At 32.5% G+C, this 19,023-nt stretch carries 18 protein-coding genes; 17 read left to right on the top strand and 1 reads right to left on the bottom strand.

Features of this window, described 5'->3' with window-relative positions; genetic code table 11:
* The first annotated feature begins 92 nt into the window (after nucleotides 1-92).
* The 4 genes from tagG (at nucleotide 93) to tagD (ending at nucleotide 3,626) form a co-directional block, all read left to right on the top strand.
* Complete coding sequence (gene tagG / locus IDG66_RS08275; RefSeq protein ID WP_001273058.1) at nucleotides 93-905, top strand: teichoic acids export ABC transporter permease subunit TagG; 813 nt, start codon at nucleotides 93-95, stop codon at nucleotides 903-905.
* A gap of 98 nt (nucleotides 906-1,003) precedes the next feature.
* Complete coding sequence (gene tarB / locus IDG66_RS08270; protein WP_001101609.1) at nucleotides 1,004-2,107, top strand: teichoic acid glycerol-phosphate primase TarB; 1,104 nt, start codon at nucleotides 1,004-1,006, stop codon at nucleotides 2,105-2,107.
* Nucleotides 2,104-3,165 carry a glycosyltransferase family 2 protein gene (locus IDG66_RS08265; RefSeq protein WP_001241175.1) on the top strand — a complete coding sequence of 354 codons (1,062 nt, stop codon included), beginning with the start codon at nucleotides 2,104-2,106 and terminating at the stop codon, nucleotides 3,163-3,165. The genes tarB and IDG66_RS08265 overlap by 4 nt, the downstream gene beginning before the upstream one ends.
* A 62-nt stretch (nucleotides 3,166-3,227) precedes the next feature.
* Complete coding sequence (gene tagD, locus IDG66_RS08260; protein ID WP_000832260.1) at nucleotides 3,228-3,626, top strand: glycerol-3-phosphate cytidylyltransferase; 399 nt, start codon at nucleotides 3,228-3,230, stop codon at nucleotides 3,624-3,626.
* A gap of 116 nt (nucleotides 3,627-3,742) precedes the next feature.
* Here tagD and pbp4 read toward each other — a convergent pair whose 3' ends face one another.
* Nucleotides 3,743-5,038 carry a penicillin-binding protein PBP4 gene (gene pbp4 / locus IDG66_RS08255; RefSeq protein WP_000793046.1) on the bottom strand — a complete coding sequence of 432 codons (1,296 nt, stop codon included), beginning with the start codon at nucleotides 5,036-5,038 and terminating at the stop codon, nucleotides 3,743-3,745.
* Between the two features lie 420 nt (nucleotides 5,039-5,458).
* Here pbp4 and IDG66_RS08250 point away from each other — a divergent pair, with 420 nt between their 5' ends.
* The 13 genes from IDG66_RS08250 to IDG66_RS08190 all read left to right on the top strand — a co-directional run bounded on the left by IDG66_RS08250 (nucleotide 5,459) and on the right by IDG66_RS08190 (nucleotide 18,776).
* On the top strand, nucleotides 5,459-7,186 hold the full coding sequence (locus tag IDG66_RS08250; RefSeq protein WP_000817956.1) for an ABC transporter ATP-binding protein: 1,728 nt from the start codon (nucleotides 5,459-5,461) through the stop codon (nucleotides 7,184-7,186).
* A gap of 356 nt (nucleotides 7,187-7,542) precedes the next feature.
* Entirely contained in the window at nucleotides 7,543-8,772 is a 1,230-nt protein-coding gene (locus IDG66_RS08245) for a NupC/NupG family nucleoside CNT transporter (RefSeq protein ID WP_000479284.1), read from the top strand.
* Nucleotides 8,773-9,026: 254 nt separating this feature from the next.
* Complete coding sequence (locus tag IDG66_RS08240) at nucleotides 9,027-9,119, top strand: hypothetical protein (RefSeq protein ID WP_001788321.1); 93 nt, start codon at nucleotides 9,027-9,029, stop codon at nucleotides 9,117-9,119.
* A gap of 177 nt (nucleotides 9,120-9,296) precedes the next feature.
* Entirely contained in the window at nucleotides 9,297-10,130 is an 834-nt protein-coding gene (locus tag IDG66_RS08235; RefSeq protein WP_001044662.1) for a YitT family protein, read from the top strand.
* Nucleotides 10,131-10,411: 281 nt separating this feature from the next.
* On the top strand, nucleotides 10,412-11,209 hold the full coding sequence (locus tag IDG66_RS08230; protein WP_001080809.1) for an ABC transporter ATP-binding protein: 798 nt from the start codon (nucleotides 10,412-10,414) through the stop codon (nucleotides 11,207-11,209).
* A 35-nt stretch (nucleotides 11,210-11,244) separates the two neighbouring features.
* On the top strand, nucleotides 11,245-12,249 hold the full coding sequence (locus IDG66_RS08225) for a FecCD family ABC transporter permease (protein ID WP_102782071.1): 1,005 nt from the start codon (nucleotides 11,245-11,247) through the stop codon (nucleotides 12,247-12,249).
* The gene (locus IDG66_RS08220; RefSeq protein WP_000625887.1) at nucleotides 12,246-13,262 is read left to right on the top strand and encodes a FecCD family ABC transporter permease; all 1,017 of its coding nucleotides are present in this window, start codon (nucleotides 12,246-12,248) and stop codon (nucleotides 13,260-13,262) included. The genes IDG66_RS08225 and IDG66_RS08220 overlap by 4 nt, the downstream gene beginning before the upstream one ends.
* A 233-nt stretch (nucleotides 13,263-13,495) precedes the next feature.
* On the top strand, nucleotides 13,496-14,464 hold the full coding sequence (gene dhaK, locus IDG66_RS08215) for a dihydroxyacetone kinase subunit DhaK (protein WP_000976269.1): 969 nt from the start codon (nucleotides 13,496-13,498) through the stop codon (nucleotides 14,462-14,464).
* Nucleotides 14,465-14,505: 41 nt separating this feature from the next.
* Nucleotides 14,506-15,090 (top strand): dihydroxyacetone kinase subunit DhaL, encoded by a 585-nt coding sequence (gene dhaL, locus IDG66_RS08210; RefSeq protein ID WP_000867201.1) that lies wholly within the window; start codon nucleotides 14,506-14,508, stop codon nucleotides 15,088-15,090.
* A complete protein-coding gene (gene dhaM, locus IDG66_RS08205; RefSeq protein WP_001124167.1) occupies nucleotides 15,083-15,445 on the top strand; it encodes a dihydroxyacetone kinase phosphoryl donor subunit DhaM in 363 nt (120 codons plus the stop codon). Before dhaL ends, dhaM begins: the two co-directional genes overlap by 8 nt.
* 115 nt (nucleotides 15,446-15,560) lie before the next feature.
* Nucleotides 15,561-16,058, top strand: a complete 498-nt coding sequence (locus IDG66_RS08200; protein ID WP_001164085.1) for a hypothetical protein — start codon at nucleotides 15,561-15,563, stop codon at nucleotides 16,056-16,058.
* Between the two features lie 456 nt (nucleotides 16,059-16,514).
* Nucleotides 16,515-17,582, top strand: coding sequence for a YkvI family membrane protein (locus IDG66_RS08195; RefSeq protein WP_000980137.1), 1,068 nt, complete (start codon nucleotides 16,515-16,517; stop codon nucleotides 17,580-17,582).
* A gap of 150 nt (nucleotides 17,583-17,732) precedes the next feature.
* The gene (locus IDG66_RS08190) at nucleotides 17,733-18,776 is read left to right on the top strand and encodes an alpha/beta hydrolase (protein WP_001030771.1); all 1,044 of its coding nucleotides are present in this window, start codon (nucleotides 17,733-17,735) and stop codon (nucleotides 18,774-18,776) included.
* The last annotated feature ends 247 nt before the right edge of the window (nucleotides 18,777-19,023 follow it).

The following is a 19,023-nucleotide window of genomic DNA, read 5'->3' as shown; positions in this document are numbered from 1 at the left end:
CCATGTATAGTGATAGTATTTACAACAATTATTATAATACTATTTAGTTAAGTAGAGAAATAGTTAAACATTTGAAAGTGTGGTTTAATGGAATGTCAGCAATAGGAACAGTTTTTAAAGAACATGTAAAGAACTTTTATTTAATTCAAAGACTGGCTCAGTTTCAAGTTAAAATTATCAATCATAGTAACTATTTAGGTGTGGCTTGGGAATTAATTAACCCTGTTATGCAAATAATGGTTTACTGGATGGTTTTTGGATTAGGAATAAGAAGTAATGCACCAATTCATGGTGTACCTTTTGTTTATTGGTTATTGGTTGGTATCAGTATGTGGTTCTTCATCAACCAAGGTATTTTAGAAGGTACTAAAGCAATTACACAAAAGTTTAATCAAGTATCGAAAATGAACTTCCCGTTATCGATAATACCGACATATATTGTGACAAGTAGATTTTATGGACATTTAGGCTTACTTTTACTTGTGATAATTGCATGTATGTTTACTGGTATTTATCCATCAATACATATCATTCAATTATTGATATATGTACCGTTTTGTTTTTTCTTAACTGCCTCGGTGACGTTATTAACATCAACACTCGGTGTGTTAGTTAGAGATACACAAATGTTAATGCAAGCAATATTAAGAATATTATTTTACTTTTCACCAATTTTGTGGCTACCAAAGAACCATGGTATCAGTGGTTTAATTCATGAAATGATGAAATATAATCCAGTTTACTTTATTGCTGAATCATACCGTGCAGCAATTTTATATCACGAATGGTATTTCATGGATCATTGGAAATTAATGTTATACAATTTCGGTATTGTTGCCATTTTCTTTGCAATTGGTGCGTACCTACACATGAAATATAGAGATCAATTTGCAGACTTCTTGTAATATATTTATATGACGAAACCCCGCTAACCATTAATAAATGGAAGTGGGGTTCATTTTTGTTTATAATTTAAGTAAATAACATATTAAGTTGGTGTATTATGAACGTTTTAATAAAGAAATTTTATCATTTGGTAGTTCGAATACTTTCTAAAATGATTACGCCTCAAGTGATTGATAAACCGCATATCGTATTTATGATGACTTTTCCAGAAGATATTAAGCCTATCATCAAAGCATTAAATAATTCGTCGTATCAGAAAACTGTTTTAACAACACCAAAACAAGCGCCTTATTTATCTGAACTTAGCGACGATGTTGATGTGATAGAAATGACTAATCGAACATTGGTAAAACAAATTAAGGCTTTGAAAAGCGCGCAGATGATTATTATCGATAATTATTACCTATTACTAGGTGGATATAATAAGACTTCTAATCAACACATTGTTCAAACGTGGCATGCAAGTGGTGCATTAAAAAACTTTGGATTAACAGATCATCAAGTCGATGTGTCTGACAAGACAATGGTTCAGCAGTACCGTAAAGTTTATCAAGCGACGGATTTTTACTTAGTGGGTTGTGAACAAATGTCACAATGTTTTAAACAGTCTTTAGGTGCAACAGAAGAGCAAATGTTGTATTTTGGGCTTCCGAGAATTAATAAATATTACACAGCTGATAGAGCAACGGTTAAGGCAGAGTTAAAGGATAAATATGGAATTACAAATAAGTTGGCATTATATGTACCAACATATAGAGAAGATAAAGCAGATAATAGGGCTATTGATAAAGCTTATTTTGAAAAATGTTTACCAGGATATACACTGATTAATAAATTACATCCATCAATTGAACATTCAGACATTGATGACGTATCTTCAATCGACACGTCTACATTAATGCTAATGTCAGATATAATTATTAGCGACTATAGTTCGCTGCCAATAGAAGCTAGCTTGTTAGATATTCCAACTATATTTTATGTGTATGATGAAGGAACATATGATAAAGTGAGAGGCCTGAATCAATTTTACAAAGCAATACCGGATAGCTACAAAGTGTATACTGAAGAAGATTTAATAATGACGATACAAGAAAAAGAACATCTATTAAATCCGTTATTTAAAGATTGGCATAAGTATAATACTGATAAAAGTTTACATCAGCTCACAGAATATATAGATAAGATGGTGACAAAATGAGGCTTACGATAATCATACCTACATGTAATAATGAGGCAACAATTCGACAATTGTTAATATCTATTGAGAGTAAAGAACACTATAGAATCCTTTGTATTGATGGTGGTTCTACTGATCAAACAATTCCTATGATTGAACGGTTACCAAGAGAACTCAAGCATATTTCATTAATACAATTACAAAATGCTTCGATAGCTACGTGTATTAATAAAGGTTTGATGGATATCAAAATGACAGATCCACATGATAGTGACGCATTTATGGTCATAAATCCAACATCAATCGTATTGCCAGGTAAATTAGATAGGTTAACTGCAGCTTTCAAAAATAATGATAATATTGATATGGTAATAGGGCAGCGAGCTTACAATTACCATGGTGAATGGAAATTGAAAAGTGCTGATGAGTTTATTAAAGATAATCGAATCGTTACATTAACGGAACAACCAGATTTGTTATCAATGATGTCTTTTGACGGAAAGTTATTCAGTGCTAAATTTGCTGAATTACAGTGTGACGAAACTTTAGCTAACACATACAATCACACAATACTTGTCAAGGCGATGCAAAAAGCTACGGATATACATTTAGTTTCACAGATGATTGTCGGAGATAACGATATAGATACACATGCTACAAGTAACGATGAAGATTTTAATAGATATATCACAGAAATTATGAAAATAAGACAACGAGTCATGGAAATGTTACTATTACCTGAACAAAGGCTATTATATAGTGATATGGTTGATCGTATTTTATTCAATAATTCATTAAAATATTATATGAACGAACACCCAGCAGTAACGCACACGACAATTCAACTCGTAAAAGACTATATTATGTCTATGCAGCATTCTGATTATGTATCGCAAAACATGTTTGACATTATAAATACAGTTGAATTTATTGGTGAGAATTGGGATAGAGAAATATACGAATTGTGGCGACAAACATTAATTCAAGTGGGCATTAATAGGCCGACTTATAAAAAATTCTTGATACAACTTAAAGGGAGAAAGTTTGCACATCGAACAAAATCAATGTTAAAACGATAACGTGTACATTGATGACCATAAACTGCAATCCTATGATGTGACAATATGAGGAGGATAACTTAATGAAACGTGTAATAACATATGGCACATATGACTTACTTCACTATGGTCATATCGAATTGCTTCGTCGTGCAAGAGAGATGGGCGATTATTTAATAGTAGCATTATCAACAGATGAATTTAATCAAATTAAACATAAAAAATCTTATTATGATTATGAACAACGAAAAATGATGCTTGAATCAATACGCTATGTCGATTTAGTCATTCCAGAAAAGGGCTGGGGACAAAAAGAAGACGATGTCGAAAAATTTGATGTAGATGTTTTTGTTATGGGACATGACTGGGAAGGTGAATTCGACTTCTTAAAGGATAAATGTGAAGTCATTTATTTAAAACGTACAGAAGGCATTTCGACGACTAAAATCAAACAAGAATTATATGGTAAAGATGCTAAATAAATTATATAGAACTATCGATACTAAACGATAAATTAATGTAGGTTATTATAAAATAAATATAAAACGGACAAGTTTCGCAGCTTTATAATGTGCAACTTGTCCGTTTTTAGTATGTTTTATTTTCTTTTTCTAAATAAACGATTGATTATCATATGAACAATTAGTGCTAATCCAGCGACAAGGCATGCACCACCAATGATAGTGAATAATGGATGTTCTTCCCACATACTTTTAGCAACAGTATTTGCCTTTTGAATAATTGGCTGATGAACTTCTACAGTTGGAGGTCCATAATCTTTATTAATAAATTCTCTTGGATAGTCCGCGTGTACTTTACCATCTTCGACTACAAGTTTATAATCTTTTTTACTAAAATCACTTGGTAAAACATCGTAAAGATCGTTTTCAACATAATATTTCTTACCATTTATCCTTTGCTCACCTTTAGACAATATTTTTACATATTTATACTGATCAAATGAGCGTTCCATTAATGCATTCCCCATCATATTACGTTGCTTCTCGCCACCAAGGTTTTTATAGTCTCCCGCACCCATGATAACTTGATTAATTCTAAATTTACCTCGTTTGGTAGTAATCGTATGGTTGTAATTTGCTGTATCACTTGATCCAGTTTTTAAACCATCTGTACCCGGCAAACTCATTTTTGCACCTTCCAATGAAAAGTTGAATGTGTAATACGTAACTGCATGCGTTGTTGGTGCTAACTGCTTTGTAAAGTCTAATATTTTAGGTGTCTCTTTAATCACGTGTAAATCTAAAATGGCATAGTCTCTAGCAGTCGTTACAGTACGTTCTTGGTCTTTATACTTTGTTGGTGCAAATGAACGTAATCTTGAATTTTCAGCACCCGTTGGATTGACGAAATGTGTATTTTTCATTCCGATAGCTTTAGCTTTGTTATTCATTAAATCAACGAAATCGCTGGTGTTTTTTGATACCTTCTTAGCTAAAATTAATGCCGCGGCATTACTAGAATTAGATACTGTAATTTGTAATAGGTCTGCGATTGTCCATACTTGTCCAGGATATAGTTTCGTATTACTCAACTCAGGTAGTGTAGACATAATATATTCTTTGTTCGTCATTGTGACAGTGTCATCAAGTGAAAGCTGCCCCTTATTTACAGCTTCCAATGTTAAGTACATTGTCATTAATTTGGTCATAGACGCTGGATTCCACTTAGTATCGATATTGTATTGATACAGTAATTGTCCAGTTTGACTTACATTAACAGCACTCGTCGGTTCGTATGCAGCTGACAAACCTGCATAACCATATTGATTTGCTGCTTGTACAGGGGTTACGTCACTGTTAGCAGCTTGTGCATATGGTGTCATAATACTTAATGTTAAACATAAAATGATGATAATAGATATTAAATTTTTCATAAAGCGTTAATCTTCCCTTTTCCAATTCTTAAATATTCCCTAAAAGCAATGGTTATTCCTACTTACGGAAATCATTGCTAATTCACTTCACCTTAATTAAATTGTTGAAAATAAAGTTTTCTGCAGTTAATTTGAAAAATAATGCAAATATATTACGTGTGTAGCTAAAGGTGTTATAATGTTTGTACGAAGAGCAAACTTACTCAAAAGCGATTAATTTTCATGTTTTAATATAAAGACTTTGAGAAGTTATTACAAAAAATGCAATAGAAATATTCTATCATATAAATGTTATGAGCGGTATTTTGGGGCAACACTTTATTTGATTTTTAAAGTTTTGTTGGGAGAAAGTATATGATAGAAATGCATGTATCTATCTAAATGAATTAACTATAAATTTCAAACAGAAGAGGTAAAACTATGAAACGAGAAAATCCATTGTTTTTCTTATTTAAAAAACTATCATGGCCAGTGGGTCTTATCGTTGCAGCTATCACTATTTCATCACTAGGGAGCTTAAGTGGACTATTAGTGCCACTGTTTACTGGACGAATTGTAGATAAATTTTCCGTGAGCCATATCAATTGGAATCTAATCGCATTATTTGGTGGTATCTTTGTTATCAATGCTTTATTAAGCGGATTAGGTTTATATTTATTAAGTAAAATTGGTGAAAAGATTATTTATGCGATACGCTCAGTTTTATGGGAGCATATCATACAATTAAAAATGCCATTCTTTGACAAAAATGAAAGTGGTCAATTAATGAGTCGATTAACTGACGATACGAAAGTGATAAATGAATTTATTTCACAAAAGCTACCTAACTTATTACCATCAATCGTTACATTAGTTGGGTCACTAATCATGTTATTTATTTTAGATTGGAAAATGACATTATTAACATTTATAACGATACCGATATTCGTTTTAATTATGATTCCTCTAGGTCGTATTATGCAAAAGATATCGACAAGTACACAATCTGAAATTGCAAACTTCAGTGGTTTGTTAGGGCGTGTCCTAACTGAAATGCGTCTTGTTAAAATATCAAATACAGAGCGTCTTGAATTAGATAATGCACATAAAAATTTGAATGAAATATATAAATTAGGTTTAAAACAGGCTAAAATTGCGGCAGTTGTACAACCAATTTCAGGTATAGTTATGTTGCTAACAATTGCAATTATTTTAGGTTTTGGTGCATTAGAAATTGCGACTGGTGCAATCACTGCAGGTACATTAATTGCAATGATATTTTATGTTATTCAGTTATCTATGCCTTTAATCAATCTTTCAACGTTAGTTACAGATTATAAAAAGGCAGTCGGTGCAAGTAGTAGAATATACGAAATCATGCAAGAACCTATTGAACCGACAGAAGCTCTTGAAGATTCTGAAAATGTATTAATTGATGACGGTGTATTGTCATTTGAACATGTAGACTTTAAATATGATGTGAAGAAAATATTAGATGATGTGTCGTTCCAAATCCCACAAGGTCAAGTGAGTGCTTTTGTAGGTCCTTCTGGGTCTGGTAAAAGTACGATATTTAATCTGATAGAACGTATGTATGAAATTGAGTCAGGTGATATTAAATATGGCCTTGAAAGTGTCTATAATATCCCGTTATCTAAGTGGCGACGCAAAATTGGATATGTTATGCAATCAAATTCGATGATGAGTGGTACAATTAGAGACAATATTTTATACGGAATTAATCGTCATGTTTCAGATGAAGAACTTATTAATTATGCTAAATTAGCGAACTGTCATGATTTTATCATGCAATTTGATGAAGGATATGACACGCTTGTAGGTGAACGAGGATTGAAACTGTCTGGCGGACAACGTCAACGTATTGATATTGCTAGAAGTTTTGTTAAAAATCCTGATATTTTGTTACTTGATGAAGCAACAGCTAATCTCGATAGTGAAAGTGAATTGAAAATTCAAGAAGCTTTAGAAACATTGATGGAAGGTAGAACAACGATTGTCATTGCGCATCGTTTGTCTACAATTAAAAAAGCCGGTCAAATTATATTCTTAGACAAAGGACAGGTAACAGGTAAAGGTACGCATTCAGAACTGATGGCATCACATGCGAAGTATAAAAACTTTGTAGTGTCTCAAAAATTAACAGATTAATTTTATATATAAGTAAGCTTGGAGCAAATACACATATACCATCGAGGAAATTAAAGTGTGGCACATTGATGGATATAGATGTTAATAAATTGCTTCAAGCTTTTGTCTATTTTAAATCATTTGAGAAGTTACGACATAATAATTCTTAAATTAATGAAATCGATATTTTAAGAAAAAAATGCTCATGGTATAATACAAGTTATAAGCAAACATACATATATTAAATACTGTAGCCACGAGTCATAATTCTTCATATTTTACATAGCAATTTAACTGATTTTAGAGTCCATGGTACAGAAGTTTGATATTTCAATGTTTCTAAATTTTAAAAAAATTAAATCATAGGTGGGTGCCAAATGTTTTTATTAATCAACATTATTGGTCTAATTGTATTTCTTGGTATTGCGGTATTATTTTCAAGAGATCGCAAAAATATCCAATGGCAATCAATTGGGATCTTAGTTGTTTTAAACCTGTTTTTAGCATGGTTCTTTATTTATTTTGATTGGGGTCAAAAAGCAGTAAGAGGAGCAGCCAATGGTATCGCTTGGGTAGTTCAGTCAGCGCATGCTGGTACAGGTTTTGCATTTGCAAGTTTGACAAATGTTAAAATGATGGATATGGCTGTTGCAGCCTTATTCCCAATATTATTAATAGTGCCATTATTTGATATCTTAATGTACTTTAATATTTTACCGAAAATTATTGGAGGTATTGGTTGGTTACTAGCTAAAGTAACAAGACAACCTAAATTCGAGTCATTCTTTGGGATAGAAATGATGTTCTTAGGAAATACTGAAGCATTAGCCGTATCAAGTGAGCAACTAAAACGTATGAATGAAATGCGTGTATTAACAATCGCAATGATGTCAATGAGCTCTGTATCGGGAGCTATTGTAGGTGCGTATGTACAAATGGTACCAGGAGAACTGGTACTAACGGCAATTCCACTAAATATCGTTAACGCGATTATTGTGTCATGCTTGTTGAATCCAGTAAGTGTTGAAGAGAAAGAAGATATTATTTACAGTCTTAAAAACAATGAAGTTGAACGTCAACCATTCTTCTCATTCCTTGGAGATTCTGTATTAGCAGCAGGTAAATTAGTATTAATCATCATCGCATTTGTTATTAGTTTTGTAGCGTTAGCTGATCTATTTGATCGTTTTATCAATTTGATTACAGGAATGATAGCAGGATGGATAGGCATAAAAGGTAGTTTCGGTTTAAACCAAATTTTAGGTGTGTTTATGTATCCATTTGCGCTATTACTCGGTTTACCTTATGATGAAGCGTGGTTGGTAGCACAACAAATGGCTAAGAAAATTGTTACAAATGAATTTGTTGTTATGGGTGAAATTTCTAAAGATATTGCATCTTATACACCACACCATCGTGCGGTTATTACAACATTCTTAATTTCATTTGCAAACTTCTCAACGATTGGTATGATTATCGGTACATTGAAAGGCATTGTTGATAAAAAGACATCAGACTTTGTATCTAAATATGTGCCTATGATGCTATTATCAGGTATCCTAGTTTCATTATTAACAGCAGCTTTCGTTGGTTTATTTGCATGGTAATATGTTGAAGAGTGACTATGATAATACATTTTAACTAATAAATATGTCCAGGCATGTCGTCTATTAATATAGGTGAGATGCTTGGACTTTTTTATTATTGGTATAAAGATATTTAAATATTTTTAAAGTTACCGAAATTGAAGCATTATAAAAACCAAGTGCACATGGTAATACACTTGGCTTTTATGGGAAATGAATATTATTGTACATATGACAGTAAGGACTAGGTACAGTCATAGTACTTCGAGCAAAATTTGTTTTGTTATTATAAACAACACAAAGGAGATAACTTCTCTATTGAAGAAGTTAAAAACATTATAGCAGACAATGAAATGAAAGTAAATTAAAAATTCAGAATATTTTTAATTATTATATTGTGAGTGATATTTATTAGGGAAAGCTATTCTTCATATAAATTAGTTAAATAGTAAATCTTTGTTAGAACTCTTTCCATAGAGTTGTGACAGCATTTTTGTTGTGCTACTATTTTTATAGTCTAATAAATATATAAAGGGGATGGTTTCGTGAATAAAACGGTTAAAGATTTAATACTAGTTGTCTTAGGTTCATTTATCTTTGCTGCAGGTGTAAATGCATTTATTATTTCTGGTAACTTAGGTGAAGGCGGGGTTACAGGTTTAGCAATTATTTTATATTATGCGTTTCATATTTCACCAGCCATCACTAACTTCTTGGTCAACGCAGTATTGATTGCCATAGGTTATAAATTTTTGAGTAAGAGAAGTATGTACTTAACTATTCTTGTAACAATTCTTATTTCAATATTTTTGAGTTTAACAGAATCATGGCAAGTAGAAACTGGAAACAGCATTGTGAATGCCATTTTTGGTGGTGTAAGCGTTGGACTAGGAATCGGAGTAATTATCCTTGCAGGCGGTACAACAGCAGGTACAACAATTTTGGCGAGAATTGCAACGAAATACCTCGATGTAAGCACGCCATATGCTTTGCTTTTCTTCGATATGATCGTTGTTGCAATTTCACTTACAGTTATTCCACTTGATAAAGTATTAGTAACAGTAATATCACTTTATATAGGAACAAAAGTGATGGAATATGTCATAGAAGGTTTAAACACTAAAAAAGCTATGACGATTATTTCAACTAATCCCGACAAACTTGCCAAAGCAATAGACGAGCAAATTGGAAGAGGTTTAACCATTTTAAACGGACATGGCTATTATACGCGTGAAGAAAAAGATGTCTTATACGTTGTTATTTCTAAAACACAAGTTTCAAAAGCAAAGCGATTAATTAAACAAATCGATAAAGATGCATTCCTCGTAATTCATGATGTAAGAGATGTCTATGGTAATGGCTTTCTTGCAGATGAATAAATAAATGGTATGAGCACACATACTTAAATAGAAGTCCACGGACAAGTTTTTGAACTATGAAGACTTATCTGTGGGCGTTTTTTATTTTATAAAAGTAATATATAAGACATGACAAATCGAGCTATCCAATTTAAAAAGTAATGTTAGTCAATAAGATTGAAAAATGTTATAATGATGTTCATGATAATCATTATCAATTGGGATGCCTTTGAAAATTGATAATTTAAAAATAGAAATTATTTTTTATAAACAGAAAGAATTTTATTGAAAGTAGGGAAATTATGAATCGTTTGCATGGACAACAAGTTAAAATTGGTTACGGGGATAACACGATTATAAATAAATTAGATGTTGAAATACCAGATGGCAAAGTGACGTCAATCATTGGTCCTAACGGCTGCGGGAAATCTACTTTGCTAAAGGCATTGTCACGTTTATTGGCAGTTAAAGAAGGCGAAGTATTTTTAGATGGTGAAAATATTCATACACAATCTACGAAAGAGATTGCAAAAAAAATAGCCATTTTACCTCAATCACCTGAAGTAGCAGATGGCTTAACTGTTGGGGAATTAGTTTCATATGGTCGTTTTCCACATCAAAAAGGATTTGGTAGATTAACTGCTGAGGATAAGAAAGAAATTGATTGGGCAATGGAAGTTACAGGAACTGATACATTCCGACACCGTTCAATCAATGATTTAAGTGGTGGTCAAAGACAACGTGTTTGGATTGCAATGGCATTAGCACAAAGAACTGATATTATCTTTTTAGACGAACCAACAACATATTTAGATATCTGTCATCAATTAGAAATACTAGAATTAGTTCAGAAGCTAAATCAGGAACAAGGTTGTACAATTGTCATGGTTCTTCATGATATCAACCAAGCGATTCGTTTCTCAGATCATCTTATTGCGATGAAAGAAGGGGATATCATCGCTACAGGTTCAACAGAAGACGTATTAACACAGGAAATTTTAGAAAAAGTTTTCAATATTGATGTTGTTTTAAGTAAAGATCCTAAAACTGGAAAACCTTTATTGGTAACTTATGACTTATGTCGCAGAGCTTATTCTTAATTAAGTAAGTTAATATGATAAAAAGGACAATTAACATGACAAATAGAGAGAATTCAACGCCATTGAAGTTTTTAACCTATATTATAGGTTTAAGTATGATACTACTAATCACACTATTTATTTCTACATTAATAGGTGACGCCAAAATTCAAGCCTCTACAATTATAGAGGCTATTTTTAATTATAATCCTAGCAATCAACAGCAAAACATCATCAATGAGATTAGGATTCCCAGAAATATAGCAGCAGTAATTGTGGGTATGGCGCTTGCAGTTTCTGGTGCGATTATACAAGGTGTTACCCGTAATAGTCTTGCTGATCCGGCGCTCATAGGTTTAAATTCAGGTGCTTCATTTGCTTTAGCATTAACATATGCAGTTTTACCAAACACTTCATTTTTAATATTGATGTTTGCTGGATTTTTAGGTGCTATTCTAGGAGGTGCTATTGTATTAATGATAGGCCGATCTAGACGTGATGGATTTAATCCGATGCGTATTATTTTAGCGGGTGCAGCAGTAAGTGCTATGTTAACAGCGCTAAGTCAAGGTATTGCATTAGCTTTTAGACTAAATCAAACAGTAACATTTTGGACTGCTGGAGGCGTTTCAGGCACAACATGGTCACACCTTAAGTGGGCAATTCCATTAATTGGTATTGCGTTATTCATTATATTAACAATTAGTAAACAACTTACCATTTTAAATCTTGGTGAATCATTAGCTAAAGGTTTAGGTCAAAATGTAACAATGATCAGAGGCATATGTTTAATTATTGCTATGATTCTAGCAGGTATTGCAGTTGCTATCGCTGGACAAGTTGCATTTGTAGGTTTGATGGTACCTCATATAGCAAGATTTTTAATTGGAACTGATTATGCTAAAATTCTACCATTAACAGCCTTGTTAGGTGGGATACTCGTGCTTGTTGCCGATGTGATAGCACGATATTTAGGAGAAGCGCCTGTTGGTGCAATCATTTCATTTATCGGTGTTCCTTACTTTTTATATTTAGTTAAAAAAGGAGGACGCTCAATATGATTAGTTCAAATAATAAACGCAGACAATGGATTGCACTGGCTGTTTTTAGCATTCTACTATTTCTAGGTTGTACTTGGAGTATTACCTCAGGTGAATACAACATACCTGTTGAAAGATTTTTCAAAACTTTAATTGGACAAGGTGATGCCATTGATGAGTTAATCTTATTAGATTTCAGATTACCTCGGATGATGATTACTATTTTGGCTGGCGCAGCGCTTAGTATTAGTGGTGCAATAGTGCAAAGTGTCACGAAAAATCCAATAGCTGAACCCGGTATATTAGGTATTAACGCAGGTGGCGGATTTGCAATCGCATTATTTATTGCAATTGGTAAAATTAATGCTGACAACTTTGTTTATGTACTGCCGTTAATAAGTATACTAGGTGGTATCGCCACTGCATTGATTATTTTTATTTTCAGTTTTAATAAAAATGAAGGTGTTACACCTGCGAGTATGGTATTAATAGGTGTAGGTTTACAAACAGCATTATATGGTGGCTCAATTACAATTATGTCAAAATTTGATGATAAGCAATCTGATTTCATCGCTGCTTGGTTTGCAGGTAATATTTGGGGTGACGAATGGCCATTTGTCATTGCATTTTTACCGTGGGTGTTGATTATTATTCCTTACTTACTATTTAAATCGAATACACTAAATATTATTCATACGGGTGATAATATTGCACGAGGTCTAGGTGTAAGGTTAAGCAGAGAACGTTTAATATTATTCTTTATCGCAGTGATGTTATCATCTGCTGCTGTAGCAGTAGCAGGTTCGATTTCGTTTATCGGATTAATGGGTCCGCATATTGCCAAACGTATCGTTGGACCACGTCACCAGTTGTTTTTACCAATTGCCATTTTAGTAGGGGCATGTTTACTTGTTATAGCTGATACAATTGGCAAAATTGTATTACAACCAGGTGGGGTTCCAGCAGGTATTGTCGTAGCAATTATTGGTGCACCGTATTTCTTATATTTAATGTACAAAACGAAAAATGTATAGTGTCAAAGGACACAACTTATTGCTATGAAAGGCACTTTATTATAAGGCTTTTCATAGCATTTTTTATTTAATGAGCCACTCAAGACTATTTATTTTTTCAATAATGAACCATTAAGTTATCAAGAGGATCTTATCAAAAATATATTTGATAACGGTATCAGGTTAATTCTTTATGATAGCGCATTCATTTATTCTGTTTTATACTATGACTGATAATACCAAGGAGGTACAACATGATGAAAAAGTTAATCAATAAAAAAGAAACATTTTTAACTGATATGCTTGAAGGATTGTTAATTGCGCACCCAGAGTTAGATCTGATTGCTAATACAGTTATTGTAAAAAAAGCTAAGAAAGAACATGGTGTAGCAATAGTCTCTGGAGGTGGAAGCGGACATGAACCTGCGCATGCCGGTTTTGTTGCAGAAGGTATGCTAGATGCAGCGGTTTGTGGCGAAGTATTTACATCACCTACACCTGATAAAATATTAGAAGCTATTAAAGCAGTAGATACTGGTGATGGTGTATTACTAGTTGTAAAAAACTATGCAGGTGACGTGATGAATTTCGAAATGGCACAAGAGCTTGCAGAAATGGAAGGTATAAATGTTCAAACTGTTATTGTTCGTGACGACATTGCTGTGACAAACGAAGTACAACGTCGTGGTGTTGCAGGAACAGTGTTTGTTCATAAGCTTGCCGGTTATCTTGCTGAAAAAGGTTATTCATTAACAGAGATAAAATCGCGTGTAGAAGCGTTGTTACCTGAAATTAAAAGTATTGGTATGGCAATTGAGCCACCGCTTGTTCCAACTACTGGAAAATATGGCTTTGATATTGAAGACGACAAAATGGAAATCGGTATTGGTATACATGGTGAAAAAGGTATTCATAGGGAAGAAGTAAAGGATATTGATCATATTGTTGGAACATTGTTAGACGAATTGTATAAAGAAGTTACTGCCAATGATGTCATATTAATGGTAAATGGTATGGGTGGTACGCCGTTATCTGAATTAAATATCGTAACTAAATATATTCAACAAAATTTAGCTGCAAGAACGGTTAATGTTGCTAAATGGTTTGTTGGTGATTATATGACATCTTTAGACATGCAAGGTTTTTCTATAACTATCGTGCCTAATAAACCAGAATATTTGGAAGCATTTTTAGCACCAACAACAAGTCAATACTTTAAATAAGAAGTGAATATGAATAAATATACATTTATGAGGTGGCACAAATGAAAGTGAATGATATGAAAGCACGTTTATTAAATTTAGAAGAAACGTTTAAAAAACATGAATCTGAATTAACTGAATTAGATCGAGCAATTGGTGATGGTGACCACGGGGTTAACATGGTTCGTGGGTTTAGTAGTCTTAAAGACAAACTTGATGATAGCTCAATGCAATCATTGTTCAAATCGACTGGTATGGCATTGATGTCAAATGTTGGGGGTGCATCAGGACCACTGTATGGCTTTAGCTTTGTTAAAATGTCTGCAGTCACCAAAGATGATATGGATAATCAAGATTTCATTACACTAATTCAGGCATTTGCCGAAGCGGTTGAATCACGTGGTAAAGTTACTTTAAATGAAAAGACAATGTATGATGTAGTAGCGCGAGCAGCAGAGAAGCTTGAAAATGGTGAAACTTTAACATTCAATGATTTACAGCAATTAGCAGATAATACAAAAGATATGGTAGCAACGAAAGGTAGAGCTGCATATTTTGGAGAAGAATCAAAAGGTTATATTGATCCAGGTGCTCAAAGTATGGTTTATATTTTAAACGCTTTGATTGGAGATGAAGATAATGCCTAAAATTATACTTGTTAGCCACAGTAAAGAAATTGCAAGTGGTACAAAATCTTTGTTAAAGCAAATGGCAGGTGACGTTGATATTATACCAATCGGGGGATTACCAGATGGTTCAATTGGAACTTCATTTGATATCATCCAAGAAGTTTTGACTAAATTAGAGGATGATGCATTGTGTTTTTACGATATTGGATCTTCAGAAATGAATGTAGATATGGCTATTGAAATGTATGATGGTAATCATCGTGTGTTAAAAGTTGATGCACCAATTGTTGAAGGCAGTTTTATCGCAGCAGTAAAGCTATCAATCGGCGGTTCAATTGATGATGCATTAGCAGAAATCAAACAATCATTTTAGTTAAAATTTACTAATAATGAAAAATGTAAACCTTTTTCAAATGAAACTTTATAAAAAATATGATAGTATATATGTAAATGTTTAATAAAATCTGGAGAAATAGGAGGACATTGCCATGCAACACCTTATAAAAAAACATGTATTGAATGGCGAGTTTGATTTAGTACGACAATTGATGTCCGAAACAGATTTTATGGAATTTGAAGAAGCATATATTTCAAGTGCGCATGAAGTAGAAAGTATGATGTTTTATACATGTATTTTAGATATGATTAAGTACGAAGAATCATCTGAAATGCATGACTTAGCATTTTTATTGCTTGTGTATCCACTAAGTGAATATGAAGGTGCTTTGGATTCTGCTTATTATCATGCAGACGCTTCCATAAAACTTACTGACGGCAAAGAAGTTAAAAGTTTGTTACAAATGTTATTATTGCATGCGATACCAACACCTGTTATTTCAGATAAGAAGGCTTTTGATATCGCCAAGCAAATTTTAAAATTAGATCCTAATAATAATGTTGCTCGTAACGTCTTAAAAGACACTGCCAAACGTATGGACAACGTTGTTGTTGATATAAATGAATTACACCAACGTAATGCACGTTAATTACATTTCAATTATATTAGCTTAATAATAGTTTTAACATTTGGTTGGGTTGGGACATATGTTCCAGCCTTTTTTAATACTTAAAAACTAACGAAGTATACTTGTGTGCACAAATGGTTTTTATACAACATTTTATAAATTTATACATTTTAATAAAGAACATACGATAGATGGTTTAAACCTTGTTAACTGAGAAATTTTGATATGTATTCTTCGAAATTTAACTAAATATACGAAATTCAAGAAGCACAATAATTAATCATTTTTCCTATACAAAAGTTCGTATGACTGCATTATAAAAGCATAAATTTATAATTTTTTTAAATGTCATTGAACGTGATAATGTGAATGGATTGAGCAATTTTGAAAAAGTGAAAAATAACCTATGCGACTTGCAATTAATTTTCAGTACGTTATAATGCACACTGTGCAAAATTAAGGAGGTCTATTATTCACATGATGATGAATAAAGAAGCAACAAAAATTGGATTTGCCTACGTCGGCATTGTAGTGGGCGCAGGATTTTCAACTGGACAAGAAGTTATGCAATTTTTCACTAAATATGGCTTGTGGGCTTATTTAGGTGTTATTATATCTGGTTTTATTTTAGCTTTTATTGGGCGCCAAGTAGCAAAAATTGGTACTGCCTTTGAAGCGACAAATCATGAATCAACATTACAATACGTATTCGGTGAAAAGTTTAGTAAAGTCTTTGATTATATTTTAATCTTCTTCTTATTTGGTATAGCTGTAACCATGATAGCTGGTGCAGGCGCAACATTTGAAGAAAGTTATAACATACCTACATGGCTAGGTGCTTTAATTATGACATTAGCGATTTATATTACGTTGCTATTAGACTTTAATAAAATAGTACGTGCACTAGGTATCGTTACACCATTTTTAATTGTTTTAGTTGTATTAATCGCTGGCGTTTATTTATTTAAAGGTCATGTTTCATTAGCAGAAGTTAACCAAGTAGTGCCTGAAGCAAGTATTTGGAAGGGAATCTGGTTTGGTACAATATATGGTGGATTAGCTTTTTCTGTAGGTTTTAGTACCATCGTAGCAATCGGTGGGGATACTGAAAAGCGTACAGTGTCAGGTGCAGGCGCGATGTATGGTGGTATTATCTATACTGTATTACTAGCATTGATCAACTTTGCATTGCAAAGTGAATATCCAACTATTAAAAATGCCTCAATTCCTACATTGACGTTAGCAAATAATATCCATCCTTTAATAGCAACAGTGTTATCTGTTATTATGCTGGCGGTTATGTATAATACTATTCTAGGACTAATGTATTCATTTGCAGCACGTTTTACAGAACCATACAGTAAAAATTATCATATCTTTATTATTATAATGATGGTAGCAGGTTATTTATTAAGTTTCGTAGGATTTGCTGAATTAATTAATAAGTTATATACAATTATGGGATATGTAGGCTTATTTATTGTAGTAGCTGTAATTATTAAATATTTCAAACGTAAAAATGCGGATAAAAAACATATTGCTTAATATCATATGAGGGATATCCGAAACTTTACAATTGAATCACTTTGTTTTAACCTTAAAAGCAATTCGTCTCTACTCTTATCGGGCGAATTGCTTTTTATATTTATTCAGTCTATTAATATGAGCGTCTAACAAATAGAGAGGTACGATGTAATGAATAAAGATAATAAATGGACGATGATAACTGCGCTTTTTATAACTGTAATCAGTGTATTGTTAGCATTTCATCTGAAACAACATTATGACCAAATTACAAATGAGAACCATGCTAATAAAGACAAAATTAATATTAAAAATAAAAATGTGCGCATTTATCAAAACCTTACATACAATAGAGTTTTCCCTAACAGTAAATTAGATATTATTACACCTGTTGATATGTCTTCTAATGCCAAACTGCCAGTTATTTTTTGGATGCACGGTGGTGGTTATATTGCGGGTGATAAGCAGTATAAAAACCCATTATTAGCGAAAATTGCTGAACAAGGGTACATTGTTGTGAATGTAAATTATGCATTGGCGCCACAATATAAATATCCCACACCATTAATTCAAATGAATCAAGCAACTCAATTCATTAAAGAAAATAAAATGAATTTACCTATTGATTTTAATCAAGTAATTATTGGCGGTGATTCTGCAGGTGCTCAATTAGCTAGCCAATTTACGGCAATACAGACGAATGATCGCTTAAGAGAAGCCATGAAATTTGATCAGTCATTCAAACCATCGCAAATTAAAGGTGCTATACTATTTGGTGGTTTTTATAATATGCAAACAGTTAGAGAAACTGAGTTTCCAAGAATACAGTTATTTATGAAAAGTTATACTGGCGAAGAAGATTGGGAAAAGAGTTTTAAAAACATTTCACAAATGTCGACAGTAAAACAATCGACAAAAAATTATCCACCAACATTTTTATCTGTTGGAGATAGCGATCCATTCGAAAGTCAAAATATAGAATTCAGTAAGAAATTACAAGAATTGAATGTACCAGTAGATACTTTGTTTTATGATGGTACGCATCATTTACATCATCAGTATCAATTTCACCTTAATAAACCTGAATCGATAGATAATATCAAAAAAGTGTTACTTTTCTTAAGTCGTAATACATCTTCTAGTGGTATTCAAACTGAAGAGAAACCACAAATAGAAAATCCGAGTAATGAATTACCGTTAAATCCTTTAAACTAATGATAAACAGTAGTAATTTATTACTTAAGCAACATTTAAGATCTTCAAATTGAAAACGAAGAATTTAAAACATGTGGGGCTAATGTGTAAGAGTCTGAGATATAATAAATTGTTAGCGGTTCTTTATCATTTCTATCTCACCCTATTATGATGTGACATTTATTTTACAAACTAATTTGTTTTGAACCTGAAAATAACTTTTTACAACTAAATTGTCGAAAAACAGTGTGTACATGATATAATAAAT

The sequence above is a fragment of the Staphylococcus sp. EG-SA-18 genome, assembly GCF_017151825.1.
GTDB lineage: Bacteria > Bacillota > Bacilli > Staphylococcales > Staphylococcaceae > Staphylococcus > Staphylococcus aureus.
This window is presented reverse-complemented; position numbering and strand designations above follow the sequence as displayed.